This window comes from Pseudenhygromyxa sp. WMMC2535 (assembly GCF_011083025.2).
Genome location: NZ_JABJWV010000001.1, coordinates 5,032,304 through 5,056,940, shown reverse-complemented (window position 1 = coordinate 5,056,940; position 24,637 = coordinate 5,032,304). Strand labels below are relative to the sequence as shown.

The following is a 24,637-nucleotide window of genomic DNA, read 5'->3' as shown; positions in this document are numbered from 1 at the left end:
GGCACCCTCGACGGGGGCCCGAGGCGCCGGCTCGGCGAGGGACTCCTCACCTCGATGCGGGCCGCTCGGGGCGCAGAGATCGTCGTTTTGGGGGCTAACCGGCCTCGGCGGCGGGGGCGGCCGCGGCCACGCTGGCCGCCGATCCCTCGTCGCGCGACATCGCGCAGCTGCCCTGAAAATACGAGCCCTGCTCGATCTCGAGGCTCGGCGTCGAGAGGTTGCCCTCGACCCGCGCCGGCGCCTGGATCGCCAGCGACTCGCTCGCGCTCACGTCCCCCTGAAGGCGGCCCTGAACGACCACCACGGCCGCCTGGATGTCGGCCTTGATGTCCGCGCGCTCGCCCACGATCAGCGTCCCCTCGGTCCGGATCTCTCCGGAGAAGCGCCCGTCGATGCGGACCGTCCCCTCGAACGTGAGCTTTCCTTCAAAAGAAGAGCCCTCTCCAAGGATGGTGGTGACGTCTTCGCTGCTCATCGGCCGCACGACGGTACGGTATCCCCGACCCGGAGCACACCCTGAAAATATGGTTCCGTACCTGGGCCCCAGCCGGCTACTCACGATTGTGGCCACCTTGGGCCGGGAAACGCGGAGACTCGGTAAAATTGCGGAATTCGGCAGTCCAGCCGCGAAGCGCCACCTCCGCAGGGTCGCGCCGGGGTGCCATCGCCGACCCTCGGGGCCCCGATCCTCGGCCGCCCAGGCGCTTTTTCAACTGGTCATTGGATCGCCATTCGTCGAAACATGGAAAACACCGCGGCTCTCCCATACGCTAGCCGTGGGTGTCGATCATCGAAGACAGCGGCCCGCAGCCGCGCTCGAGTGGCGAAGAGCCCGCGCGTGATCGAGTCGCGCTCGCCGAATGCTTCGCGCGAGCGCGTTCGATCTTGTCCGCGCTCGTCACCGGCGTGAAAGAGGGAGACGCCGTCATCGTTGCGACGGATCAAAATGGTTTCCCCGTCGCGCAGCGCGTGATCGAGCGGCCCAAGAACTTGCCCCACGCCGTCGTCATCGGTCGACACAACCGCTGCGCGCTCTCGATCCCCAACGACAGCCGCGTGAGCCTGCGGCACCTGCTGCTCACGGCCTGGCCTGGCCAGGGTCCGATGCGGCTGCGCGGCTACGACCTCGGCGGCCGCGCGGGGGTCGTGCTCGCCGACGGCAAGCGCGTGCCCGGGTTCTCCGCCCACGGACAGGTGGCCCTCGCCTTCGGCAGAACTTCACTCTTCGTCCTGCCTGGCGGCCCCGCCGGGCAGGAGATGCTCGAGGGTGAAGAGGCCGAGGCCTTCCGCAAGCTGACGGGACTCGACACCTCCGGCGCGGGCCATCGCCTGGCGATCTCCGCCATGGCCGAGCCCGGCGTCGCGGAGATCGGCGGCTACCGACCGATCGACATCGACGTCCGCCCCTCTCCTCGCGGCGCGCTGCGCCTGCGCTCGACCAAGCCCGACCGCGGCCGCAGCCATCGCAGCCGCAAGCGCGAGGACTCGGCCCAGGTCCGCGAGCTCGAGATCGACAGCGAGCTGCTTCAGCGCGGGCTGTTGATCGGGCGCTACAGCGATCGCTGCTCCCTCGCCGGCCAGGGGCGCAACCTGTCTCGGGTGCACGCGCTGGTCACCGAAGAGGGGCCGAACTCGCTGCTCGTCTACGACCTCGCCAGCACCAACGGCGTGCGGCCGACGGGGCAGAGCGAGGGGCCGAGCCATCCGGTGGTTCGCATGACGCCGGATGATCCTTGTTTGCTCGGGCACTTCGAGCTCAGCTGGGTGCCGGCCGAACGGCCGACGATTCACTAGGAGCCCGTGGTGGAACCCAGCGCGGCTCCTGGCGCCGGGTTTTTCGTCGAGGGCGCGAAGCCAAAACGCCGCTGTACCGGGCGTACTGCAAGTTTTGGCGACAAAGCCCTCGGCGAAAAGACCAAGCGAGGTGTCGTGTTGGGTTTCACCACGGGCTCCTAGGCTGCGGCTGCCTTCACCCCCGCGCTGCTTCGCTCGAGTCCACCTTCGGCGGCCTCGGGCGGGATGGTTGGTGCTCGACGATACGCACGTCGTGACCCGCAGTTCCCCCTTTGGTTCTCTCGCGCTTCTCGATCCTCTGCTCTCGCCCTCTCCTCCTCTCGGCGCATGGATCTCTCCTGCTACGGAAGGGAACAATCAGCCCCGTTTAGTGAATCCCAAATTCAATTTGGGTGGGCGAGTCGCGCGGAAGCGCTGGTGCCGTGCGTCGGCCGTGCGTCGTTGGTGGCTTGGTGGCGAGCAACATGCGCCGAGCGGTGTGCGGCGAAACCCTCGCCAGGGCTGTGGTGAACACGTGTGCCCCCGGAAGACCGTCGACGGATTGCTGGGGGCCGGGGGCTCCCCACGCCGCCAAAATGTGATACGCCGCCCATGCGAGGAGAGAAGAGAGATTCGAGTATGAGCAACGAAAGCGCTCCCCCATTTGACCGCCTCGTCAAGGCGCTGACCTCGACCATCTCCCTGAAGATCGTGATGGCCGTCACCGGATTGCTCGGTGCCGGCTTCGTGCTCTTCCACATGGTGGGCAACCTGCAGGTCTTCATCGGTCCCGAGGCCCTCAACAACTACGCCGAGTTCATGCAAGGCCTCGGCGGCATCAAGTGGGTCGTTCGCCTCGGCCTGCTGACGATCCTGACGCTGCACGTGGCCTCCGCCGTGGCCCTGGTCCAGCGCAACGCCGCGGCCCGCCCCGAGGGCTACGCCGAGACCAAGCGCAAGCGGACCTCGCTCGCCGCCATGTACATGGCCGAGCTCGGCATCGTGCTGCTGCTGTTCATCGTCTACCACCTCGGCCACTTCACCATCGGCTGGTTCCACGCCGACCTCGGCTACGAGGCCATGGAGACCGTCGACGGGGTCGCCCGCCACGATCTCTACGAGCACGTGATCCACAGCTTCCGCCAGCCGGCGATCGCTATCACCTATATCGTGGCCAACCTCGCCCTCGCCGCTCACCTCGCCCACGGTGTGACCTCGATGTTCAAGACCGTCGGCTTCGCCGCTGGGCGCTGGCGGGTGCCCTTCGAGGTGCTCGGCCCGGCCTTCGGGGTCATCATCGGCCTCGGCAACATCTCCATGCCCCTCGCCGTGCTGACCGGCCTGATTGGAGGCAACTGAACCATGGACCTCGACGCCAAGATCCCTTCGGGACCCATCGAGAAGAAGTGGGACAAGGCCCGCTTCGAACTCAAGCTCGTCAACCCGGCCAACAAGCGCAAGCACCGGCTGATCATCGTCGGCACCGGCCTCGCCGGCGCCTCCGCGGCGGCCACCTTGTCGGAGCTCGGCTACGACATCGACTGCTTCTGCTTCCAGGACAGCCCTCGCCGCGCGCACAGCATCGCGGCCCAAGGTGGCATCAACGCCGCCAAGAACTACCAAAACGACGGCGACAGCGTCTGGCGCCTGTTCTACGACACCGTCAAGGGCGGCGACTACCGCTCGCGCGAGGCCAACGTCTACCGCCTGGCGCAGGTCTCGGTGAACATCATCGACCAGTGCGTCGCGCAGGGCGTGCCCTTCGCCCGCGAGTACGGCGGCACCCTGGCCAACCGCTCCTTCGGCGGCGCCCAGGTCTCGCGCACCTTCTACGCCCGCGGTCAGACCGGTCAGCAGCTGCTGCTCGGGGCCTACTCGGCGCTCAACAAGCAGATCGCTCGGGGCAAGGTCAAGATGCACCCGCGCACCGAGATGCTCGACCTCGTCCTGGTCGACGGCCACGCGCGCGGGATCATCACCCGCAACCTGGTCACCGGTGAGATCGAGCGCTGGGCCGCCGACGCGGTCATCCTGGCCACCGGCGGCTACGGCAACGTCTTCTACCTGTCGACCAACGCCATGGGCAGCAACGTCACCGCTGCCTACCGCGCCTACAAGCGCGGGGCCGGCTTCGCCAACCCCTGCTTCACGCAGATCCACCCGACCTGCATCCCGGTCAGCGGCGACTACCAGTCCAAGCTGACCTTGATGTCCGAGTCGCTGCGCAACGACGGCCGGGTCTGGGTCCCCCGCAACAAGGAGGACCTCGGCAAGAAGCCCAAGGACATCGACGAGAAGGACCGCTACTACTACCTCGAGGAGCGCTACCCGAGCTTCGGCAACCTCGTCCCCCGCGACGTGGCCTCGCGCGCGGCCAAGAAGGTCTGCGACGAGGGCTTCGGCGTCGGCTCCGGTCAGTCGGTCTACCTCGACTTCAAGACCGCCATCGAGCGCGACGGCCGGGCCGCGGTCGCCGACCGCTACGGCAACCTCTTCGACATGTACGAGCGCATCACCGGCGAGAACCCCTACGGGACGCCGATGCGCATCTACCCCGCCGTCCACTACACGATGGGCGGGCTGTGGGTCGACTACAACCTGATGAGCACGATCCCCGGGCTCCACGTCCTGGGTGAGGCCAACTTCTCGGATCACGGGGCCAACCGCCTCGGCGCCTCGGCGCTCATGCAGGGCCTGGCCGACGGCTACTTCGTGATCCCCTACACCATCGGCAACTACATCGCGACGCAGTTCAAGGGCGAGATCGGCCCGGAGCACCCCGCGTTCGTCAAGGCCGAGGCCGAGGTCCGCGAGCGCACCCGCAAGCTGCTGGAGATCGGCAAGTCCAGCGGCAAGAAGCGCTCCGTCGACGACTTCCACCGCAGCCTCGGCAAGATCATGTGGGAGAACTGCGGCATGGCCCGCAACGCCAAGGGCCTCGAGCAGGCCCTGACCCAGATCCCCGAGCTGCGCGAGCAGTTCTGGAAGCAGGCCTACGTGCCCGGGGGCTCCGAGGAGCTCAACCCCTGGCTCGAGAAGGCCGGCCGCGTCGCCGACTTCCTCGAGTTCGCCGAGGTCATGTGCCACGACGCCCTCTACCGCGACGAGTCCTGCGGCGGACACTTCCGCGAGGAGCACCAGACCGAGGAGGGCGAGGCCGTGCGCAACGACGAGGACTTCGCCCACGGCGCGGTCTGGGAGTACGAGGGCGTCGGCACCAAGCCCACGCTGCACACTGAGCAGCTCGAGTTCGAAAACGTCAAGCTGACCACCCGGAGCTACAAGTAGAGATGGACATCAAGCTCAAGATCTGGCGTCAGAAGGGCCCGGAGCAACCCGGCTTCTTCGAGGACCACAAGGTCACGGCCAACCCCCACATGTCCTTCCTCGAGATGCTCGACGTGCTCAACGAGCAGCTGCTCGAGCAGGGCCGCGAGCCCGTCGCCTTCGATCACGACTGCCGCGAGGGCATCTGCGGGGCGTGCTCGATGGTCATCGACGGCTCGCCCCACGGTCCGCGCAAGGGCACGACCACCTGCCAGCTGCACATGCGCGAGTACGAGGACGGCGACGAGATCGTGATCGAGCCGTGGCGCGCCCGCGGCTTCCCGATCATCAAGGATCTGGTCGTCGACCGTCGGGCCTTCGACCGCATCCAGCGAGCCGGCGGCTACGTCTCGATCGCCACCGGCTCGGCCCCCGACGCCAACGCGATCCCGATCGGCAAGCACGACGCCGACGCGGCCTTCGACTACGCGGCCTGCATCGGCTGTGGTGCCTGCGTCGCCGCCTGCCCCAACGCCTCGGCGATGCTCTTCGTCAGCGCCAAGGTGGCGCACCTCGCCCTGCTCCCCCAAGGTCAGGCCGAGCGCCGCAGCCGTGTCGCGAGCATGGTCTCGACCATGGACACCGAGGGCTTCGGCGGCTGCACCAACCACGGTGAGTGCTCGGCTGCCTGCCCCAAGGAGATCAGCGTCGACGCCATCGCGTGGCTCAACCGCGACTACATCCGCTCGGGCTTCACTTTTTGAAGCCTGACTGAAGTTCGGCTCTAGGAGCCCGTGGTGAAACCCAACACGACACCTCGCTTGGTCCTTTCGCCGAGGGCTTTGTCGCCAAAACTGGCAGTACGCCCGGTACAGCGGCGTTTTGGCTTCGCGCCCTCGACGAAAAACCCGGCGCCAGGAGCCGCGCTGGGTTCCACCACGGGCTCCTAGCCGGGCTTCGTCTGTCCTTTCGGCCAGCGTTGGTGGAGCATCATCGGCGCTGGCCGAATCCGTTTTAGCGACCGCGAAAAGCTCGACTTCCTGGCGCTGGGACCCCGGTCGGTTAGACTCGAAAGCATCGCCGCCGAAGAGTCACTGCTGCGTCTCGATGCCGCCGTGGGATGTGAGGCCCACGGCACGCGCTTCGATGTCCAGCGCTTCGGCGCGCTGCACAAGCTGACCAGCAGCGGCCTGACCGCGCTCTACACCGCCGAGGATCAGCGCCTCGGCCGAGCGATGAGCTTCAAGCTCCTCGACGACGATCGCGGCAAGGACCCCAAGGCCCTCGCCCGCCTCGAGCACGAGGCCCGGCTGCTCGCGCGCATCGACCACCCCGAGGTCGTCCCCCTGCTCGACATCGGCGAGGTCGGCGACGAGCCCTGTCTGCTCATGGGCGCCGTCGGGCGCCGCAGCCTGCGAGCGTGGCTGGAGTTCGGCCCCGAGGACGCTCAGCGCCTCGACGTGCTCTTGCAGGTCGGCCGCGGCCTCGCGGCGGCGCACCGCGCCGGCGTCGCGCACTGCAACCTCGGGCCCGAGCGCGTCCGCGTCGACGACCGCGGCCAGGCGCGGCTGATCGACTTCGAATTTGGCCGCCTGCTCGACGCCGAGCCCGGCGCCTGGGAGCGCGACCAGCCCAACTACGCCGGGGATCCGCGCTACATGGCCCCGGAGGCCCGCAAGGCCGGACGCCGCGACGCTGCGGCGGATCAGTACAGCTTCTGCGTGCTCGCCTGGGAGGCGCTGACCGGCCGCCGGCCGCCCCACGACCCCCTCGCGGCCGCGCGCTCGAGCGGGCCCCGGCGCCGCGCGGTGCTGACCGCCCTCGCCCGCGGCCTCGCCATCGATCCCAGCGCGCGCTGGCCCGACGTCGACGCGCTGGTCAGCGCACTCGAGCGAGCCAACTCGGCGCCACGCGATCATCTCCGCGGGCCGTGGCTCACCGCGCTCACGATCGTCGTCGTCGCCGTCATGGCCAGCGGGCTCGCGCTGGCCTTTGGCTGAGCACTCGCCGGTGCTCGCTGGTCATCGTCGTCGCCACACGGGCCAGCGAACTCGCGCGGACCCGTGGCCGAGCACTCGCCGGTGCTCGCCCTCACCATCGTCGTCACACAGGCCAGCGAGCTGCGCTGGCCTGTGGCCGAGCACTCAGCGGTGCTCGTAGAAGATCGTGATCGTCAGGCAGTGAAACTCGCGGTCGGAGCTCTGCGTGACCTTGGTATCGACAAGCTCGATGCTGTCGCCCGCGTCCGCGAGCCAACCGGTGATGCGCTCGCCGAGCATCTCACGCTCACGAGCCTTGGTCGCCGAAAACACCTTCACTCCGCTGTACGAGACCGACATGTTCCGCCCTTCGACTAGGAGGCGTGTGTACCACTGCGCCTTTCAATCTCAAAGGAAAAATCCACCCAGGATGGAACCCAGGCGGACTGGCAGCCGTGCTCGGAGTCGCTGGGCGCCGCCCTATCGGGCATAGCGCAGATTTTGGGACACGGGCGTCGGTGCTCGGAGGTGAGCCCGGGGTCGTGACGGGTTTCACCCCGGGCGCCCAGGAGTCAGAATCACCGCGTGACCGACCTCGAGCGAGCGCCAGACGCGTGGACCACGATCCGCGTGCGCATGAGCCCCAGCCCAGACCAGCCCGCACCGAGCCAGGCCGAGGCCCTGGAGACCCTCGAGGGCCTCGCGGCCTTGTTGGCCGAGCGCGATGACGTGGGCGGGGTCGAGTGCCGCGACCCCGACGCGATCGCCGAGGGCCCCGACTTCGAGGCGCCGGAGGTCCCCGAGCTGGTCGTCTACACCACGCCGGTCAATCACGAGGCGGTCCTGTCCGCGATCGCTGCGCTCGCTACCACCCTCGGCGCGCGGACCTCCACGGCCCTCGAGCACCACGCCGGCGATGACTGGCGAGACGTGTGGAAGCGCCACTATCGCTCGCTGCGCTTTCGCTCCGACACCGCCGCCTTGATGATCCGGCCGAGCTGGATCCCCCGCGAGGACGGCGACCCCGAGCTCGAGGTGATCATCGATCCGGGCCGGGCCTTTGGCACCGGCCTGCACGAGAGCACGCGCCTGTGCCTCCAGCTCCTCGTCGACCTCGGGGGCTTCGTCGACCAGGCCCCCGCGCGCCTGGCCGACCTCGGCTGCGGCTCGGGGATCCTCTCGCTGGCGGCGCTGCGCCTGTTCCCCGGGCTCGCCTCGGTGGTCCTCGTCGACCTCGATCCCGAGGCCGTCGAGACCAGCGCGGAGAACCTGACAATGAACGGCTTCGCGCTCGGCGAGCCCGAGTCCGGCCCGCGGATCACCGCCGTGGCCATGGATCTCCTGGCCACGGGGGCCTTCCCCGGGGCGCCCGTGGACCTGCTGCTCGCGAACATCCGCCCCTCGGTGCTCGGCCCCGCCGCGCCCACGCTGATCGCCGGCCTCGCGCCCGGCGGGACCTTGGTGCTCTCGGGGATCCTCGACGAAGAGGTCGACGCGCTGCTGCCCGCCTACGCCGGCGCCGTCGAAGAGCTCGCGCGGCGCAGCGAGGGCGGGTGGACGGCCCTCGCCCTGCGCCGCGCCGGAGACCCATGAGCGTCCGCGCCTTCGCCGATACGGGAGCGAGCGCAGGAGCGAGCGACGGGCTCCAGCCGGGCGCCCGCCTTCGCCTCGACGCAGAGGAGTCGCGCTACCTGCTCAAGGTCCGTCGCCTGCGCCCCGACGACCGCTTCGAGCTCTTCGACGGCGCCGGCGGGCTGTGGCGCGCGCGCGTGCTCGGTGCCGACGGAGGCCGTGGCCAGGTCGAGGTCGAGGTCGAGGTCCTCGTGCCCACGCCCCAGCTGCCCGAGCGCGTGCTCTTGCTCGGCATCCCCGACACCCCAGCGACCCTGGAGTCACTGACCGCGGCGAGCGAGCTCGCGGCCACGGAGGTGATCTTGATCCGCTGCGCCCGCAGCCAGGGCCGCGTACCTTCGGTCCAGCGGGTGGATCGCGTGCTCCGGGCTGCCCAGCGCCAGTGCGGACGACCACGGGCCCCGCGGATCCTCGGCCTCGACGAGCCGTGGCCGCTCGCCCGCGCCCTGGCCCACCGCGCAGACCTCCCGGGGTGGTTCGCCTGGGAGCGCGAGCGAGGACCCGAGGCCGCCCAAAACGTGCCTGCGAGCGCCTCGATCGAGCCGGGCCTGCGCCTGCTCGTCGGCCCCGAGGGGGGCCTCGACGCGGCCGAGGTCGAGGCCCTGCGCGCCTCGGGCTTCAGCCCCCTGGGCCTGGGTCCCTGGGTGTTGCGGACGCCCACGGCCGTCGTCGCGGGGCTGACTCGGCTCCTGCGGTGAACACCCGCACCGGGGACACCCGCGCCGGGTCCTCGGCCCGTGGTGTGAAGTTGCGCGGCCTGCTAGTGTCGGCCTGTGCTTCAGGGGACTTCGAAGCTCGCCCCGCGTGGCCGCCGAGCCGCCCGCAGCGAAGCAGGAGGGATCGCGTGAGCGAAGATCTGCCCCTGCGCCGCCGGGCCATGCCCTGCCCTCACTGTGACGGCGAGCTCCCCCGCGAGCTCGCCGCCGAGCCCGAGCCGCGCTGCCCTCACTGCGGCCTGCCCTGCGTCAGCGCCGAGGTCGCGGGCTTCTGGCGGCGCCTGGCCGCCGGCGCCATCGACCTCGGCCTGCTCGCGCTGACCGCCGGCCCCGTGAGCTGGGCGATCCACCGCGTCACGCATCCCCTCCCCCTCGCGCCCAACGCCCGCGGTATCGATCTCCTGCTGACCGTGGGCGCGACGGACCTCGACGTCCTGCTCCGGCGCGCCGGCCCCTTCATCGTGCTCGCAGCCCTCTACTTCATGTTCATGACCCTGTGGACCGGGCAGACCCTCGGCCAGCGCGTGCTGGCGATGCGGATCATCGATCGCCACGGCGGCCGCCCAGGCCCCGTGGTCGCCATCGTGCGCACCCTCGCCCAGGTCGTCGGCACCCTCGCCGCCGCCCTGGGTCCGCTGTGGATCGCCTTCGACAGCGAGCGACGAGCCTTCCATGACCTCGTCGCGGGCACCTACGTCGTGAGGTCAATGTGACCCAGTTGCTCGATCAGCTCCGCGCCTCTGGTCTCGTCGACGAGCGCGCGCTCGAGTCGGCGCGGCGCCGTCAACAGATCTACGGCGGCTCCCTCGACACCGTCTTGCTCGAGCTCGAGCTCATCGATCCCTACGAACTCGAGGCCCAGCTGTGCGCGGCCAACCGCTGCGAGGCGGTCCCCGTGGCCGTGCTCGAGCCCGGGCCCGAGCGGCCCTGGGACGCGCTCCCCGAGGACCTCGCTCAGCTCGGCTGGGTCATGCCCCTGCGCAGGCACAACGGCATGATCCAGGTCGCCATCCACCCCGAGATCCCCGCGGATCAGCGCGCGGCCCTCGAGCGCGCCGTGGAGCACGTCGAGGTCCTCGTCACCTGCGAGGCCTGCCTGGCCAAGCTCGCGGCCGAGCGCAGCGCCTCGGTCATCCCCCAGCGCTACGCGATCTTGGCGCTGCGGTGGATCCAGGCCATGCGCCAGCGTCGAGAGCAGGGTGAAGAGCCGCCCAAGCGAGAGGCCGGCGCGCCCGCGCCGTGGATGAGCGTGGCCTCGGAGACGGCCCCCTTCGCCGTCCCGCCCACGGACGCCCCGGCGCCGCCCTCGAGCCCAGTGCTCAAGAATCGGCCGCCAGCCGAGCCCGGCCAGCGCAGCTCGACCTTCCTCTACGGCCTGCCCGTCGCCGACGACGACGAGGACGAGCTCCCCCCGCTGACCGACGACGACGAGGACGAGCTCCCGCCCCTCGACGCGCCGGCCTCCCCTCGCCCGCCGACATCGACATCGACATCGGCGGCTGCCTCGGCGCCGCCCCTCGGCGCGGCCGCGAGCGCGCCCATCTCCGACGCCCTGCGCGAGCGCCTCGCCGGCCCGCGCAGCACCTTGGCTCGAGCCACCAAGCGCGACCAGACCACCGACGCGCTGGTCCGCGCCGCCATGGTGCTCAGCCCTCGGGTCGCGCTCTTCGGCATCAAGCGCGAGGGCCTGCGCGGCCTCGACTCGCCCGGTGAGATCACCGAGGCCAAGGATCAGCTCGTCGAGATCAGCCCCAAGGTCGACGCCGTGATCGAGGGTCAGGCGAGCTTCGATCGCGTGGTCGACCTCGACCTGCGCATCGCCGTCGGCCAGGAGGTCGCGGTGCCCTGCATCTTCTTGCCGATCCAGGTTCACGAGCGCCCGGTGCTGATGCTCTACCTCGACCGCGACGGCGAGGCCTTCGCGCCCGAGGAGATCACGGCCGCCAGCGACCTGTGCGAGGTCGCCGGCCAGACCCTCGAGCTGGTGCTCCGCAACATCCGTGAGGGCGGCAGCGCCCCGAGCCCGGTCGCGCGCCCGCAGACCGCCCCCAACACGGTCAAGCACGCGCCGATCCCCGACGCGCCCGCGCCCGCGCCGATCCCCGTCTCGCCCACGCCCGCGCCGATCCCCGTCTCGCCCACGCCGAGCTCGGGCCCGGTCGCCAGCCCGCCGGCCTTCGAACCGCCGCGGCCTCGCTCCGGCCCGACCTTGACCTTTGGCGCGCCACCGCCCGGCACCGGCCCGCTCTTTCGCCCGCCCTCGGCCCCGGTCGGCTCGCCCAGGGCCCCCTCGGCCCCCTTCACCGTCGCCTCCCCCGAGCCGCCGCAGTCGGGGCCCCTGCCCGCCTCCGCGCACGCGTCCTCTGGGCCCAGCCCGATCCCGAGCCCGCCGCCGCTGCCCAGCGCCGCGCCCCCGCTCCCTCCCGCGGGCGTCCCCAGCTCCGCGCCGCCCCTCCCTCCCGCGGGCGTCCCCAGCTCCGCGCCGGGTGTCCCCGACAGCAAGCCCCCGGTCCGCGTCCCCCAGGCCGACTCGGGCGCCTCGCCGCGCCCCAAGTCGCGGGGCGTCGAGGCCCTCTCGCCGCCCCTCGGCGCCGGCAAGTCCGACGCCGGTGCGTCCATGCGCGGCCGCATCCAGCTCGACGACGAAGATCGCCCGCGCCGCGACGACACCAAGGCGGAGATCGACGCCGCCATCCAAGAGGCCATGCGCGGGAGCGGGTCAGCCATCGAGCACCTGCTGCGCCTCGGCGACCCGGCCTTCCGGCGGATCATCAAAAAATTCCCCGGCGAGCTCGACGTGGCCCGCCGCGACCTCGACGCGCTCCCGCCCTTGCCGGCCCACGGCCCGCTGATCCGCGCGGTCCTCGATCTCGGCGAGGTGCTCGGGTCCTACCTGCTCGAGATCGTCGATCACCCCAACCCCACGGTCCGCTTCTACGTCGCCTTCGTGTTCATGGAGCTGCGCTTCGAGGCGGCCGTCTCGGCCCTCGGCGAGCTCGCCTTCGACCCCGACGCGGACGTGCGCGCCATCGCCATGCGCGTGCTCGAGACCTACTCGGGCGAGCCGGGCTTCGACGCCGCCGTCGCGGCCATCCGCCGCGAGCTCGACAGCCCCAACCGCACGCGCCAGCTGCACTCGACCCGGGCCGTGGGCACGGTCCGCGACATCCAGGCCGTCGCCAAGCTGATCGATCTGCTGACCAGCAAGGAGCGCTACATCCAGGAGGCCGCGCTCGAGTCGCTGTGCTCGGTCACCGGGCAGCAGCTCGGGCTCAAGCCGCACCGCTGGCGCAGCTGGTACGGCGACAACGCCCACCACCACCGCGTCGAGTGGATCATCTCGAGCCTCGCCCACAAGGATCTCTCGGTGCGCCGCTGGGCCGCCGACGAGCTCCGGCGGATCACCGGCCAGCGCATCAACTTCCTGGCCGCGGGCAGCAAGCAAGAGCGCGAGATCGGCATCCGCAAGTGGGTCGAGTGGTGGAACGCCGACGGCCGGGCTCAGTTCGGCGGCTGAGCGCTCCGCTCGGCAGAGCGCTCCGCTCGACCGAGCGCTCAGGGGCGTCGCCGCGGCAGGCCCAGGCCGACGCCAGCCAGCAGGACCAGCGCGCCCAGGCCCTCGCGGGGCGCCACGCTTTCCCCCAGGGCGAGCCAGGCGATGCCCGCGGCGCCGACCGGCTCGAGCATCACCGCCATGGCCACGGTGTGCACCGGCACCCGGCGCACCGACCAGTTGAGCAGGCCGTGGCCGATCACGCCGGGGATCAGCCCGAGCCACAAGATCGCCAGCAGCGCCGTGGCCCCTGCGCCAGTCTGCGCCGGCGTCACGGCCACGCCCCGGGCGAAGACGACCGCCCACAGGGCCAGCGCCGCGACCAGGTTCATGATCACGAAGTAGCCCTCGACCGGCAGGGCGTCGCCGAGGCGCGCGTGGACATGGCGGCCGATCGCCAGGTGCACGGCCGCCGTGAGCGCGCCCGAGAGCGCGAGCAGATCTCCTCGCCAGCTCCCCCCAGCCAGCGCGCCGGGCTCCGCCGCCATGATCACCGTGCCAGCCACCGCCACGAGGGCGCCCAGATAGATCCGCCGCGGCGCCTCGTCGCCCACGGCCCGCGCCAGCAGCCCCGCCCACAGCGGCTGGGTAGTGACCAGCGCCACCGAGCGGACCACCGAGGTCATCCACAGCGAGGCGATCCACGCCTCGAAGTGCGCCGCCAGGCACAGCCCCGCGAGCAGCGTGAGCTTGGCCTCTCTCGGCGAGGCGATCAGCAGCCGCAGCGCCCGCGCGGTCGCCGGCAAGGTCAGCACGGCCAGCGCCAGGGTCGTCACCGAGACCCGCAGGCATGCCACCGCCTCGGGCCGCAGAGGAGGCGTCAGGCGGATCGCCGGCGCGGCCGTCGAGATCGCCACCACCGCCACCGCGAGGGCCACGGCCACGCCTGCGGCCCGCTCGGGGGCATCGCCGGGGGTCGCGGTCGCCACCTGTCCAGGCTCCTCTAGTTCCGAGCAGCGGGCAAGCAGGTCCGCGCAGTGGGCAAGCCCCCCGACACTTGTGCTATCTCCACTGCGTGTTCGAGACCATCTCCAAGGGTTTTCGGGCCGCGCGCGAGCGCCTCACGGGCAAGGGCGAGCTGACCGAAGAGGTCGTCGACGCGGCCCTCAAGGACGTGCGCCTGAGCCTGCTCGAGGCCGACGTCGAATTTCGTACGGTCAAGAAGTTCCTGCGCGCCGTCAAGGAGCAGACCCTCGGCGAGGAGGTCCGCCTCACCGCCAAGGGCAAGGACAACAAGACGATCCGCGTCCGCCCAGAGGACCACTTCGTCCAGATCTGCCACCAGGCGCTGGTCGACCTCATGGGCCCGGTCGACACCAGCTTGGCCCAGGCCAGCAAGGGCATCACCGGGATCATGATGGTCGGCCTGCAGGGCTCGGGTAAGACCACGACCAGCGGCAAGCTGGCCCGCAAGCTGCAAAAGCAAGGGCACGAGGTCATGCTGGTCGCCGCCGACGTCTACCGCCCGGCCGCCATCCACCAGCTCCAGGTCCTCGGCCAGCGCCTCGACGTGCCGGTCTTCGCCCAGCCCGGGGGCAACCCCGTGGACATCTGCCGCGAGGCCACCGAGGAGGCCGCGCGCAAGGGCTTCGACTACATCATCTACGACACCGCCGGGCGCCTGACCGTCGACGACGCGTTGATGGAGGAGCTCGAGAACATCCAGGCCAGCGTCCACCCGGCCAACATCATGCTGGTCATCGACGCGATGATCGGCCAGGACGCGGTCAAGACCGCCAAGGCCTTCGACGAGCGCCTCGAGCTCACCGGCGTGATCCTGACCAAGCTCGACGGTGACGCCCGCGGCGGCGCGGCGCTGTCGATCAAGGCCGCGACCGGCAAGCCGATCAAGTTCCTCGGCATCGGCGAGGGCCTCGACAAGCTCGACGAATTCCGGCCCGAGGGCCTCGCCGGGCGCATCCTCGGCATGGGCGACCTCGTCGGCCTGATGAACGACTTCCAGGAGGTCGTCGACGAGGAGCAGGCCGCGGCCGACGCCGAGAAGATGCTCGGCGGCGGCTTCGGGATGGACGACTTCCTCCAGCAGATCAAGACCATCCAGTCGATGGGCTCGCTGCGCGACCTCGTCGACAAGATGCCGCTCGGCTCGCTCTTTGGCGGCGACCTGCCCGAGGAGGTGCTCGAGCAGGCCGCCGACGACGGCGAGCTGGTCAAGATCGAGGCGATGATCAACTCCATGACCAAGCAAGAGCGCCGGGATCCCGAGCTCTTCTTGCAGGAGGAGGCGCGCACCTCCACGCCGGCGCACAGCAAGCTCAGCCGCCGCAAGAAGCGGCCCAAGAAGGCCAAGGATCCCTCGGCCCTCGACCCCGAGGACTTCGTCGACAGCCGCGTGAACCGGGTCGCGCGCGGCTCGGGCCGCGAGGGCGAGGAGGTCATGGGCCTGGTCTCGCGCTTCATGGTCATGCGCGACATGTTCGGCATGCTCGGCGACCTCATGGGCGGCTCGGGGCTGATGGGCAAGATCCCCGGCCTCAAGCAGATGAAGCAGATGAACGCGGTCCGCAAGCTCGCCAAGGACCCCGACGCCCTCCAGGCGCTCATGGGTGGCGGCGGCGGTGGCATGCCCGGGCTCCCCGGCGGCATGGGCATGCCCGGCGGCATGGGCATGCCCGGCGGCGCGGGCATGCCCGACCTCGCCAGCTTGCTCGGCGGCGCCGATCCGGGCGGCAAGCAAAAGAGCGGCAAGCAAGTGACCAAGACCAAGTCCAAGCGCAAGCAGGCCAACAAGGCGCGGCGCAAGAACCGACGCAAGTGAGGCGACCATGAGCGAGCCAGCCCGAGGATCCGAGACCGCGCCCGCCGGGGCGACCAGGCGCTACCGCTGCCCAACCTGCAAAAAGCAGCACATGGCCGGCCCCGAGACCACGCACCGCCCCTTTTGCAGCGACCGCTGCAAGATGGTCGACCTCGGGCGCTGGCTCGACGAGGACTACCGCATCAGCCGGCCGCTGGGCCCCGACGACCACGAGTGAGCGCCGCCCTCGACATCCGCGACTTCGAGCGCGTGGTGTTCTTCACCGGCGCGGGCATGTCCGCCGAGAGCGGCGTGCCCACCTACCGCGGCAAGGGCGGGATCTGGAAGTCCTACGACTACCAAAACTGCGCCTGCCAGGAGGCCTTCGAGCGCGACCCCGAGTACGTGTGGGAGTTCCACAACTACCGCCGCGGCCTCGTCTCGAAGTGCGCCCCCAACCTCGGGCACCAGCTGATTACTCGCTGCCAACAGCAGCTGCCCTCGGTCCGCGTCGTCACCCAGAACATCGACGGGCTGCACCAGGCCGCCGGCAGCGTCGACGTGCTCGAGCTCCACGGCAGCCTGTGGCGCGTCCACTGCGAGGCCTGCGGCTGGTCCGAGGAGGACCACGCCGCCCCCGTGCTCGCGCTGCGCTGCCCCGCGTGCGGCGACGCCTACAAGCGCCCGGGGATCGTGTGGTTCGGCGACCCGCTGAACGAGGCGGTGATCCGCGAGGTCGCCGACGCGCTCGCGGCCTGTGATCTGCTGGTCTCGATCGGCACCTCGGCGGTGGTCTACCCCGCCGCCCAGATGCCGTTGATCGCCAAGCGCGGCGGGGCCACCCTCGTGGAGATAAACCCCGAGGACACGCCGATCAGCCACGCCTACGATCACCACCTGCGGACGACCGCCACCGAGGGTCTCGCGGCGCTCTGCGCAGGGCTCGATCCCTGAGCAACCTGCGCGCCGCTCAAGCTCGACGAGGCGCGCCAGGGCTGCGGCCGAGCGCGTCGAGCTCGACCCCGGCGGCCTGCAGGAGCGGCGAGGGCCGCCCGGCCCACAGCAGCCACAGCCGGCTCATCGCCCGGGTCGCCGCGACATAGAGCGCCCGGCGAGAGGCCGCGTCCGCGGCGTAGCTGGCCGCGTTGAGGTCGGGGAGCACGACCATGTCGAACTCCAGGCCCTTGATCGCGTCGACGCAGGTCACGCTGATCCCCGGCGTGAAGCGAAAGTCCCCGTCGACCACCAGGCGACAGTCGACGGCCCGCTCGAGCAGCGCGTACATCCGCCGGCTCGAGGCCGCCCGCCGGCAGACCACGGCGACGCTCGCCAGGCGATCCCGACGGCGCAGCTCGGCCAGGGCGGCGCTCAGCCGGGCGAGGAGATCGAGCTCGTGGGCCGCGGGCGTGAAGCACAGCGCGGGGTCGTCCACGGCCACGCCCCCCGACTGCTGCCCCGCGCCCGCCTGCGGATCCACGACCCGGCGGGCGAAGTCCTCGAGCGCGGGCGGGCAGCGGTAGCTCTCCTTCAAGGTCACCCGCTGCGTCCGCGTCGCGACCCCGAGCTCGTCCAGCGCCCGCTCCCAGCCGCAAAATCGCAGGGTCTCGTCGACCTGCTGGTTGGCGTCGCCGGCGAGGGTCAGGGATCCGCGAGCCGCCAGCGCTCGGCCGATGACCGCGAACTCGACCGGCGCGAACTCCTGGCCCTCGTCGAGCAGCACGTGATCGTAGCGCGCGAGCTTGGGGTTTTTGCCCCGGCGCAGGCGCTCGAGCTCGAAGAGCAGCGCGAAATCTTCGACGTCGAGGCTCTCGGCGTCCTGGTCGGGGGTGGCTTCGTCGATCGCCAGGCCGTCGACGGTCTGGAGCCGGTCGGCGTCGACGTGGGCGTAGCGCTGCTCGCTCGTCGGCGAGAACTGGATCTTGGTGTGGGCGATCACCTGGGCGGCCATCCCGGCCGTGAGCTCGCCGCCGCTGCTCGCGACGAGCTCGTCGAGCAGCGCGCGGTCGCCAAACAGGTGCAGCAGGTCGTCGCGGATCTTGACGCGCTCGTCGTCGCGGTAGCCAGCCTCGAGCTCGCGCATCGCCTCGGTCTTGGCGACGATCCGCGGGAGCAGCTCGAGCAGCGCGGGGTGACGCTTGACCCGGCTGACCGCCAGCGAGGTGTCGCGGCTGTCTCGCGCCGGCAGGTCCCGAAAGGCCCGGCGACCCTGCGCGGCGATCCACCCCGCGAAGGTCTCGACCTCGGCGTCGTCGACCCCCAGACGCTCGAGCAGCGCGGTCAGCAGGTTGCGCAGGCCCGGCGTGGGCACGAGCACCAGCGCACGAAATTGCGGCTTGGGTCGCTCGCGGCGAGCCTGGGCGCGCAGCCGCGCGAGGCGGTGGAGCGCGACGGTGGTCTTGCCGAAGCCGGCCTCGCCGAGGATCAGCAAGCTGCACCCGGGCTCGAGCTCCACGGCGCCGCGCTGCACCGGATCGAGCTCGACCTCGATCGGCGAGCTGACCCGGTCGCGCTCGCGGCTGTCCCGGGGGACCAGGGGCGAGCGCAGCTGCGAAGGCTCGACGCGCCAGCACACGGCTGCATCCCCCCCGCTCTCGACCCGGACGAAGCGCAGCTCCCCGTCATCGACGACCGCCAGCCGCCCTGCCGCGACCACGAGCAGCTCCCGCGCGAGCACCTCCCCCTCGATGGCGTGGTCGTCGTCGAGCTCGACCTCGTACTCGTCGCCGACCTCGTTGGCGAAGAAGACCTCGGCCAGCGGGGCCTGCTCCCAGTCGATCATCCCGACCCCGCCGCGCACGAAGGACTCGCCCCCGAGCAGCAGGTCGCGGGTCCGCCCGGCGCTGCGCACCCGCAGGCGCCCGAGGCATTGCGCGCCAGGCTTGAGCTCCCACAGCGCGGCGCACAGGCCCTCGAGCTCGACGAGACGAGCGAGCTCGGGGGGGCTCGGGGGGCGACCAAGCGAGGGACGGGCGAGCGCAGCCATTCGCACGATCTGCGCCAAGCCGCCCGCCGGCGCAAGACTCGAAGTTTTCTCGGAGACGCGCTAGGATCGGCTCGAATCGGGGATGGAGATGGCGACCTCGCCGAGGCTCGCGCCAGCGTGTCGATGGAGCGCGCGGTACCAGGCCAGGGCCTGCTCGCAGCGCGCCGCGAAGGCCTGCGTCCCCCACAGCAAGCACAAGGTCTCGCGGGTCTGCGCGTGGGTCTTGCTGCGCTGGCTGTCCTTGACCGCGTTGGCGCAGGGCCCCGCGGCGTCGTGCAGGCACAGCAGCCCGTCGAGGCTGATCTCCTGACCCGAAGCGTTGAACACGTAGCGCCCCTGCTCGACGACGCCCACGCGCAGCGGCGCCTCGACGCGCTCGAGATCGACGACGCTGATCGGCACGCCGGCGTGGAGCGAGGCGACGTTGCACAGATCCACCGCGAGGTTGATCGAGCCGAGCTCGCCGCGGGTCGCCGCGCGCAGCAGGAATTCGCAGGCCGGCTTGCTGCGACCCGCGGGCTTGAAGCCGCCGTGGCGCAGCAGATCACGGACGGCCTTGCGCAGGGCGTCGTCGGGCGCCGGCTGCGGGCGCCCGGCGAGCTCGGGGGTCGCGTCGAGCTGCGCCGCGTCGAGCTGTAGGCCCGCGCGCAACCATGTGGGACTCGGCGTCGCCTCCAAGCTCGCGTCGAAGCGGGCGACGAAGGCACCGAGCCACAGGCTCGGGTGGGGCTCGCAGGTCAGCGCGATCGGCTCATCGGAGATCCGCATCGCCGAAAGTCTATGCAATCCCCGCCGCAGCTTGCATGAACCGACACATTCCTCGGACAAAGTGTCCTCCCCAACTCATATTTCATCTGTCAAACGTGAACTTGTCTGATACCCTGCGTTTCGGGCGAAATTCGTGGTCGCAGCGCCCAACCAGTCCACGACCACTCGAGCAATGAGCAGTGATCACGGGGACGTCTTCGATCCCGACGCGGTAGTGGGTCACCGCTACCGGATCATTCGCTATTGCGAAAAGCGCGATTTTGGCCAGGTCTACCTCGCGGAGGACACGGCCATGGATCTGCGCGTGGCGCTCTTGCGTCTCGAACGCGCGTTCTCCCAGGAGTCCGTCCGCGAGCGCTTCTTCGACACGCGCGCGACCGCCAGCGTCGAGCACGAGGCGATTGTCGACCTCACCGACTACGGCGAGGACCTCGACGGCCGGCTCTTCCTCGTCATGCCGGAGCACTCCGACGCGCGCTCGCTGCGAGCGGCGCTCGAGGCCGAGGCGCCGCTGAGCTGGGAGCGTGTCCAAAAGATCACCACGCAGCTCTGCGACGCCCTCGTCGCCGCCCACGCCAAGGGCGTGCTGCATGGCGCCCTCAACCCGCTGCACGTGCTCTTGGCCCCGGGTGATCGCGTGCACGTGGTCGACTTTGGCCTCGCCCGGGCGCTGGTTGGAGAGGCTGGCGCGAGCACCTCTCGCGGGGACAGCACGACCCGCTCGCTGCTCGGCGATCCCGCCTACCTCTCCCCGGAGCAGCTGCGCGACGAGCCGCCGACCGCGAGCAGCGACACCTACGCCCTCGGCCTATTGCTTTGGGAGCTGGTCTCCGGGGCCCCGCCGATCACCGGCACGCGCGCCCAGGTCCTCGACGCCCGCGGGCGAGCCCTGCCCGAGCTCGCCCGCCCCGGCGGCGCGCCGGTCGAGGTCGAGGCCTTCTTGCACCTCGCCCTGGCCAGCGATCCCGGCGAGCGCTTCGCCAGCGTCGAGGAGCTCCGCAGCACCTTCACGGCCCTCGTGGAGAGCGCCGAGCCGACCGCCCCCACGTCACCGGCGCGGCCGGCAGCCCCAGCCGCGAAGCCAAAGCCAGCCGCGAAGCCAAAGCCAGCCGCGAAGCCAAAGCCAGCCGCGAAGCCAAAGCTCCCCGCCGCGCCCAAGCCGGCCGCGCCCAAGCCCCCTGCCCGCGCCAGCGAGACCAAGAAGACCCACCTGGGCATCGGTCCAAAGTCCGCGCCCAAGACCCCGCGACCGCCCAAGCTGCCCTCGGCCGACGGTCGCAGGCCGCCGGCCGGCCGCATCCACCGACCCAGCGCGCAGCCGACCGAGCCCGTCCCGGTCCTCCCCAGCGCGCGCTCGGCCACGCCGGGCGTCCCAGCGGCGATCCCAACGACCACGACCAAGGCTCAGCGCCGCGTCGAGCCCACGCCGCCCCCCGAGCCCGTGCTCACCAAGTCGGCGACTCGCCGCGGCCCGCCCACCAGGCCGCTGCCCACCCTCGAGTCGAGCGACTCCCAGGCCGCCCCGCAGGCTCCACAGTCGAGCATCGACACCGCACCGCTGCGCAACGACACCACCGCCGCCGCCATCGACTCGGCCATCGAGGCCCTGCACGACGCGGGGCTCGAGGCGCTCGAAGAGCCCGCCGATCCCCTCGCCGCCCAATCCGGCGAGATCAACTCCAAGACCCCGAGCGCTCCGCCGACGCCCTTCACCTCGCCGCGACCGACCACCCCCGTGGTCACCGCCGGGCTCGCGCGATCCGAGCCCACCCCCACGCCGCTTCAGCTCGACGATCCAGCTCACGCCTCCGCCATCGCCAGCATCACGCCGCCGAGCCAGCGCCGGCGCTTTGGACCCCTCGAGCTCGGAGTCGTCGCCCTGCTCGCCCTCGCCTTGCTGGGCTTCGCTGGCTGGCGGATCTTCGGAGGCAGCCAGGACAGCGACGAGCTCGCCGCCAACACTGCGCCGACCACCGCGCAGGAGCCCCAGCCAGGCGCCGCCGGACCGGGCGCCGCGTCCGCCTCCGCCGAGCCCGCAAAGCCCACGCCCAAGCCGATCGCCGCAGGTCGACCCGAGGACGTCAACGAGGTCCTCGCCGAGCTCGTGCCCGAGCCCGTGTCCCAGGGCCCCACCCGCGCCCGCGGCCAGCGGCTCAGCGAGAAGGACTTCCGCGAGGCCATGGTCTCCGCGCGCGCGGGCATCGTCAGCAACTGCCTCGACTCTCGCATGCGTCGCACCCTCAAGGTCGCCGTCAAGGTCAAGCCCAGCGGCGAGGTCGAGGCCGCCCGCGTGCTCGGAGGCCTTGGCGACACCAACTTGGGGCGCTGCGTGGTCCGGCAGGTCTACCGCATCGACTTCCCCGCCACCGTCGAGGGCGGCCGAGACACCTACACCCTGCGGCTACGCTAGTGTGCGCGGGGAAGCCCCACGAAGCTCCTGTGCATCACGCACGCACCGAGCGCGACTCGACGAGCGAGGTGCCGCGCGAGCGCACCCCACTCGTCGCGCCGGCTCGGCTCGGATCAGCCGAGCTTGGCGTTGCCGACCTTCTCGAGGTAGCCCTGCAGGGTCTTGATGTTGGCGTCGTAGGCCGAGGGCTCGCCGACCGAGATGTTCCCACGCAAGTAGTATTGAATCGGAAGCTCGCGGACCGCGAAATAGCGGGTGAAGCCGTCCGGCTGACCATCGGGCCAAGACAGACCGATCGCCCAGTTGCGCGACTTGTAGTCGTTGAGCTGCGAGATCACGCCGTTGACGCTCGAGACCTCTTCTTGGCGCTCACGATCGATGTAGGTCGTCAGCATTGCGATGTTCTGATCGTAGGCCGCGGGCGACCCGATCGAGAGCCCCGCGCCGCGAATGTAGGTGACGAAGTTCATGTCGCGTTCGGCGAAGGAGACGGTGAACCCATCGGGCTTACCGGTGTCGCCATTGAGGCCAATGGCCCAGTTCTTGGACTTGTAGTCGTTGATCTCGATGACGGTTTTCTTGGCCCACTCGACCTCACTGAGGAAAGGACGGCAGACGACGACATTGGATACGGCCATGATTGTTCTCCTTGTTTCTCTACTGTTTCACGAGCTGCATTCAGCTCATTTGGCATGATTCGGCGCACACGGGGGCACGAACGTCGATTCGAGCTCGCCGAGCATTGGAGGAGGCGCCATGGGTCATTTCATGACCAAAGGCGCTACGCCACTCGCCCTGACATGACACCCACGCCAGCGCCCCGACAGCCTCCCACTCGCCCCGCTGAGCGTCAAGACAACATCAACATTCGAGATCACAACAATCATCAACTCTCCAACAACGACGATTCGCGTTTATCACCGACAGAACATGCATCGCTCGCTCGCTGAGGCGCCGCGCCCCGCGCAAAACTCACACATGAACGCCAGCGCTCACACCGCCAAAGCCAGCCATTTCCCTAACAGCTCCACCCCAGGCGCTTCCGCCACTGATCCTTCGCCAGCGCCACGGCTGGATCTCTGCTCGCCTCGCTGCCATGAGTCGGCCGTGTCTCGCGTCTTCATCTTCGGAGCGACCGGTGGCGTCGGCCACCGCCTGTGCCCCCTGCTCATCGCCGCAGGCCACCGCGTCAGCGGCCTGCACCGCGACCCCGCCCAGGCCGAGGCCCTGCGCGCGGCCGGTGTCGAGCCCGTGCTCGGTGACCTCATGACCCTCGACGTCGACGCGGCGATCGAGCTGATCCGCGATCACGACGTGATCGTGTTCTCGGCCGGCGCCGCCGGCAGCGGCCCCGAGCGGACCCGCACCATCGACGGTCACGGCCCGGTCACGGTCATCGCGGCCATGCGCGCCCTCGGGCTGCGCCGGCTCCTGCTGGTCTCCGCCTTCCCCGAGGCCAGGCGGGGCCTCGAGATCAGGCCCGGCTTCGAGCTCTACATGCAGGTCAAGAAGCAGGCCGACGCCGCCCTCGCGGCGACCGAGCTCGACTGGGTGATCCTCCGCCCCGGGACCTTGGTCCACGCGGACGGCGACGGGCGCGTGGCGGCCGGCCTCGCCCTCCCTTATGGCAACGTCGCCCGCGGCAGCGTCGCCGCGCTTTTGGCCGCTCTCGTCGACACCCCGGCCATCCGCCGCGAGATCATCGAGCTCACGGACGGCGAGACTCCCGTCGCCGAGGCCGTCGCCGCCCTCGTCCGCGAGTAGCACCAGTGCGCGCTGCGGAGGGGCTGAAGAGCCCCAGGCTTGGAGCACCGATCGCCGCTCTAGTCGGGCTGGTCGACGAAGCGCAGGTAGGGCGAGACAGCCTCGAACTCCCCCAGGCGCCGGCGCGTCTCCTCGTCCGAGAGCCGCGGCGAGACGATCACCCGATCGCCGCGCTGCCAGTCGGCCGGCGTCGCCACCGGGTAATGGTCGCCGAGCTGGAGGGCGTCGATCGCCCGGAGCAGCTCGCCAAAGCTGCGGCCCACGTTGACCGGGTAGCTCGAGCTCAGCCGGATCCGCTTGGCCGGGTCGATGATGAAGGCCGTGCGCACCGTGGTCGTGTCGGCCGCGTTGGGGTGGAGCATCCCGTAGAGGTTGGCCACGCTGCGATCGGGGTCGGCGATCAGCGGGAAGTCGAGGTCCACGCCCATGACCGCGCCGACGTTGCGGATCCAGTCCTCGTGCTCCTCGAGGGGATCGACCGACAGACCGATCACCTTCACGCCTCGGCGCGCGAACTCGGGCGAGAGCCTGGCGATCTGGGCTAGCTCGGTGGTGCACACCGGGGTGTAGTCCTTGGGGTGCGAGAACAGCAGGCCCCACGCGTCGCCCAACCACTGGTGAAGGCGAAGCTCGCCCTGTGTCGTCTGCGCGCTGAAGTCGGGGGCAGCGTCTCCAAGCCTGAGAACCATGGCCGCGAGCATAGCCTCCGCGCGACCGACCCGGAGACCGCTGCGCTCCCCCTTTGCCCGAGGTCCTCAGCCCCCGCGAACCACGTAGACCCGCTCGGTCAGCAGCTCGTCGTGATCCGGCGAGACCGTGAGCCCTGGGTTTAGATAGGCCCGAAAGATGAAAAACACGCTGTCGTCGAGCGCCACGCCCGGGAACGCCGTGGGCAGCGTCAGGCAATTCTCCCTGCCCGTGCAATCCCGACGAATCTCATGAGCCCAAAGCTGATCCGCATTTGGGTGATTGGGTAGGTAAGCAAAAGCGCTGCCTTGCATCTGATCGCTGTTGATCGCCGCCACACCAACGCG

General features: G+C 70.6%; 22 protein-coding genes. 14 read left to right on the top strand and 8 right to left on the bottom strand.

Features of this window, described 5'->3' with window-relative positions; all coding sequences use genetic code 11:
* Positions 1-94: 94 nt before the first annotated feature.
* Positions 95-475 carry a polymer-forming cytoskeletal protein gene (locus tag G6O69_RS19800; RefSeq protein ID WP_172305083.1) on the bottom strand — a complete coding sequence of 127 codons (381 nt, stop codon included), beginning with the start codon at positions 473-475 and terminating at the stop codon, positions 95-97.
* A 305-nt stretch (positions 476-780) separates the two neighbouring features.
* Here G6O69_RS19800 and G6O69_RS42260 point away from each other — a divergent pair, with 305 nt between their 5' ends.
* The 5 genes from G6O69_RS42260 (at position 781) to G6O69_RS19775 (ending at position 7,040) form a co-directional block, all read left to right on the top strand.
* Entirely contained in the window at positions 781-1,794 is a 1,014-nt protein-coding gene (locus G6O69_RS42260; protein ID WP_176396969.1) for an FHA domain-containing protein, read from the top strand.
* A 618-nt stretch (positions 1,795-2,412) separates the two neighbouring features.
* Complete coding sequence (locus G6O69_RS19790) at positions 2,413-3,132, top strand: succinate dehydrogenase cytochrome b subunit (protein WP_172305081.1); 720 nt, start codon at positions 2,413-2,415, stop codon at positions 3,130-3,132.
* A 3-nt stretch (positions 3,133-3,135) separates the two neighbouring features.
* A complete protein-coding gene (locus tag G6O69_RS19785) occupies positions 3,136-5,061 on the top strand; it encodes a fumarate reductase/succinate dehydrogenase flavoprotein subunit (RefSeq protein ID WP_172305080.1) in 1,926 nt (641 codons plus the stop codon).
* A gap of 2 nt (positions 5,062-5,063) precedes the next feature.
* Entirely contained in the window at positions 5,064-5,804 is a 741-nt protein-coding gene (locus G6O69_RS19780) for a succinate dehydrogenase/fumarate reductase iron-sulfur subunit (protein ID WP_172305079.1), read from the top strand.
* A 351-nt stretch (positions 5,805-6,155) separates the two neighbouring features.
* A complete protein-coding gene (locus G6O69_RS19775) occupies positions 6,156-7,040 on the top strand; it encodes a serine/threonine-protein kinase (RefSeq protein WP_172305078.1) in 885 nt (294 codons plus the stop codon).
* 21 nt (positions 7,041-7,061) lie between these two features.
* Here the strand turns inward: G6O69_RS19775 and G6O69_RS40355 are convergent, their stop codons facing one another.
* Positions 7,062-7,184, bottom strand: a complete 123-nt coding sequence (locus G6O69_RS40355; RefSeq protein WP_255215826.1) for a hypothetical protein — start codon at positions 7,182-7,184, stop codon at positions 7,062-7,064.
* Entirely contained in the window at positions 7,185-7,379 is a 195-nt protein-coding gene (locus tag G6O69_RS19770) for a hypothetical protein (RefSeq protein WP_172305077.1), read from the bottom strand.
* Between the two features lie 225 nt (positions 7,380-7,604).
* Here G6O69_RS19770 and G6O69_RS19765 point away from each other — a divergent pair, with 225 nt between their 5' ends.
* The 4 genes from G6O69_RS19765 to G6O69_RS19750 are packed head-to-tail and all read left to right on the top strand — an operon-like array spanning position 7,605 to position 12,884.
* Positions 7,605-8,612 (top strand): 50S ribosomal protein L11 methyltransferase, encoded by a 1,008-nt coding sequence (locus G6O69_RS19765; protein WP_172305076.1) that lies wholly within the window; start codon positions 7,605-7,607, stop codon positions 8,610-8,612.
* A complete protein-coding gene (locus tag G6O69_RS19760) occupies positions 8,609-9,349 on the top strand; it encodes an RsmE family RNA methyltransferase (RefSeq protein ID WP_172305075.1) in 741 nt (246 codons plus the stop codon). The genes G6O69_RS19765 and G6O69_RS19760 overlap by 4 nt, the downstream gene beginning before the upstream one ends.
* Complete coding sequence (locus tag G6O69_RS19755; protein ID WP_176396968.1) at positions 9,346-10,080, top strand: RDD family protein; 735 nt, start codon at positions 9,346-9,348, stop codon at positions 10,078-10,080. Before G6O69_RS19760 ends, G6O69_RS19755 begins: the two co-directional genes overlap by 4 nt.
* A complete protein-coding gene (locus G6O69_RS19750; RefSeq protein ID WP_172305073.1) occupies positions 10,077-12,884 on the top strand; it encodes a hypothetical protein in 2,808 nt (935 codons plus the stop codon). The genes G6O69_RS19755 and G6O69_RS19750 overlap by 4 nt, the downstream gene beginning before the upstream one ends.
* Positions 12,885-12,922: 38 nt before the next feature.
* Here G6O69_RS19750 and G6O69_RS42255 read toward each other — a convergent pair whose 3' ends face one another.
* On the bottom strand, positions 12,923-13,849 hold the full coding sequence (locus G6O69_RS42255; RefSeq protein ID WP_172305072.1) for a DMT family transporter: 927 nt from the start codon (positions 13,847-13,849) through the stop codon (positions 12,923-12,925).
* 86 nt (positions 13,850-13,935) lie between these two features.
* Here G6O69_RS42255 and G6O69_RS19740 point away from each other — a divergent pair, with 86 nt between their 5' ends.
* Genes G6O69_RS19740 through G6O69_RS19730 form a run of 3 tightly spaced genes read left to right on the top strand, consistent with a single transcriptional unit; the run spans position 13,936 to position 16,632 of the window.
* Positions 13,936-15,699, top strand: coding sequence for a signal recognition particle protein Srp54 (locus G6O69_RS19740; RefSeq protein ID WP_172305071.1), 1,764 nt, complete (start codon positions 13,936-13,938; stop codon positions 15,697-15,699).
* 7 nt (positions 15,700-15,706) lie between these two features.
* Positions 15,707-15,916: a DNA gyrase inhibitor YacG gene (locus G6O69_RS19735; protein ID WP_172305070.1), complete on the top strand. Its 210-nt coding sequence runs from the start codon at positions 15,707-15,709 to the stop codon at positions 15,914-15,916.
* Positions 15,913-16,632, top strand: coding sequence for an NAD-dependent deacylase (locus tag G6O69_RS19730; RefSeq protein ID WP_172305069.1), 720 nt, complete (start codon positions 15,913-15,915; stop codon positions 16,630-16,632). The genes G6O69_RS19735 and G6O69_RS19730 overlap by 4 nt, the downstream gene beginning before the upstream one ends.
* 16 nt (positions 16,633-16,648) lie before the next feature.
* Here G6O69_RS19730 and G6O69_RS19725 read toward each other — a convergent pair whose 3' ends face one another.
* Both G6O69_RS19725 and G6O69_RS19720 read right to left on the bottom strand, forming a co-directional pair.
* Entirely contained in the window at positions 16,649-18,661 is a 2,013-nt protein-coding gene (locus G6O69_RS19725; protein ID WP_172305068.1) for an ATP-binding domain-containing protein, read from the bottom strand.
* Positions 18,662-18,721: 60 nt separating this feature from the next.
* Positions 18,722-19,429 (bottom strand): phenylalanine--tRNA ligase beta subunit-related protein, encoded by a 708-nt coding sequence (locus G6O69_RS19720; protein ID WP_172305067.1) that lies wholly within the window; start codon positions 19,427-19,429, stop codon positions 18,722-18,724.
* A 172-nt stretch (positions 19,430-19,601) separates the two neighbouring features.
* On the opposite strand from G6O69_RS19720, the gene G6O69_RS19715 reads away from it, so the two are divergent.
* Positions 19,602-21,839, top strand: coding sequence for a protein kinase (locus G6O69_RS19715; RefSeq protein WP_172305066.1), 2,238 nt, complete (start codon positions 19,602-19,604; stop codon positions 21,837-21,839).
* A 113-nt stretch (positions 21,840-21,952) separates the two neighbouring features.
* Here the strand turns inward: G6O69_RS19715 and G6O69_RS19710 are convergent, their stop codons facing one another.
* The gene (locus tag G6O69_RS19710; RefSeq protein ID WP_172305065.1) at positions 21,953-22,477 is read right to left on the bottom strand and encodes a hypothetical protein; all 525 of its coding nucleotides are present in this window, start codon (positions 22,475-22,477) and stop codon (positions 21,953-21,955) included.
* Positions 22,478-22,946: 469 nt separating this feature from the next.
* On the opposite strand from G6O69_RS19710, the gene G6O69_RS19705 reads away from it, so the two are divergent.
* On the top strand, positions 22,947-23,603 hold the full coding sequence (locus tag G6O69_RS19705) for an NAD(P)H-binding protein (protein ID WP_172305064.1): 657 nt from the start codon (positions 22,947-22,949) through the stop codon (positions 23,601-23,603).
* 59 nt (positions 23,604-23,662) lie between these two features.
* On the opposite strand, the gene G6O69_RS19700 is transcribed toward G6O69_RS19705, so the two are convergent.
* Positions 23,663-24,292, bottom strand: a complete 630-nt coding sequence (locus G6O69_RS19700) for a peroxiredoxin (protein WP_172305063.1) — start codon at positions 24,290-24,292, stop codon at positions 23,663-23,665.
* Positions 24,293-24,637 lie beyond the last annotated feature (345 nt).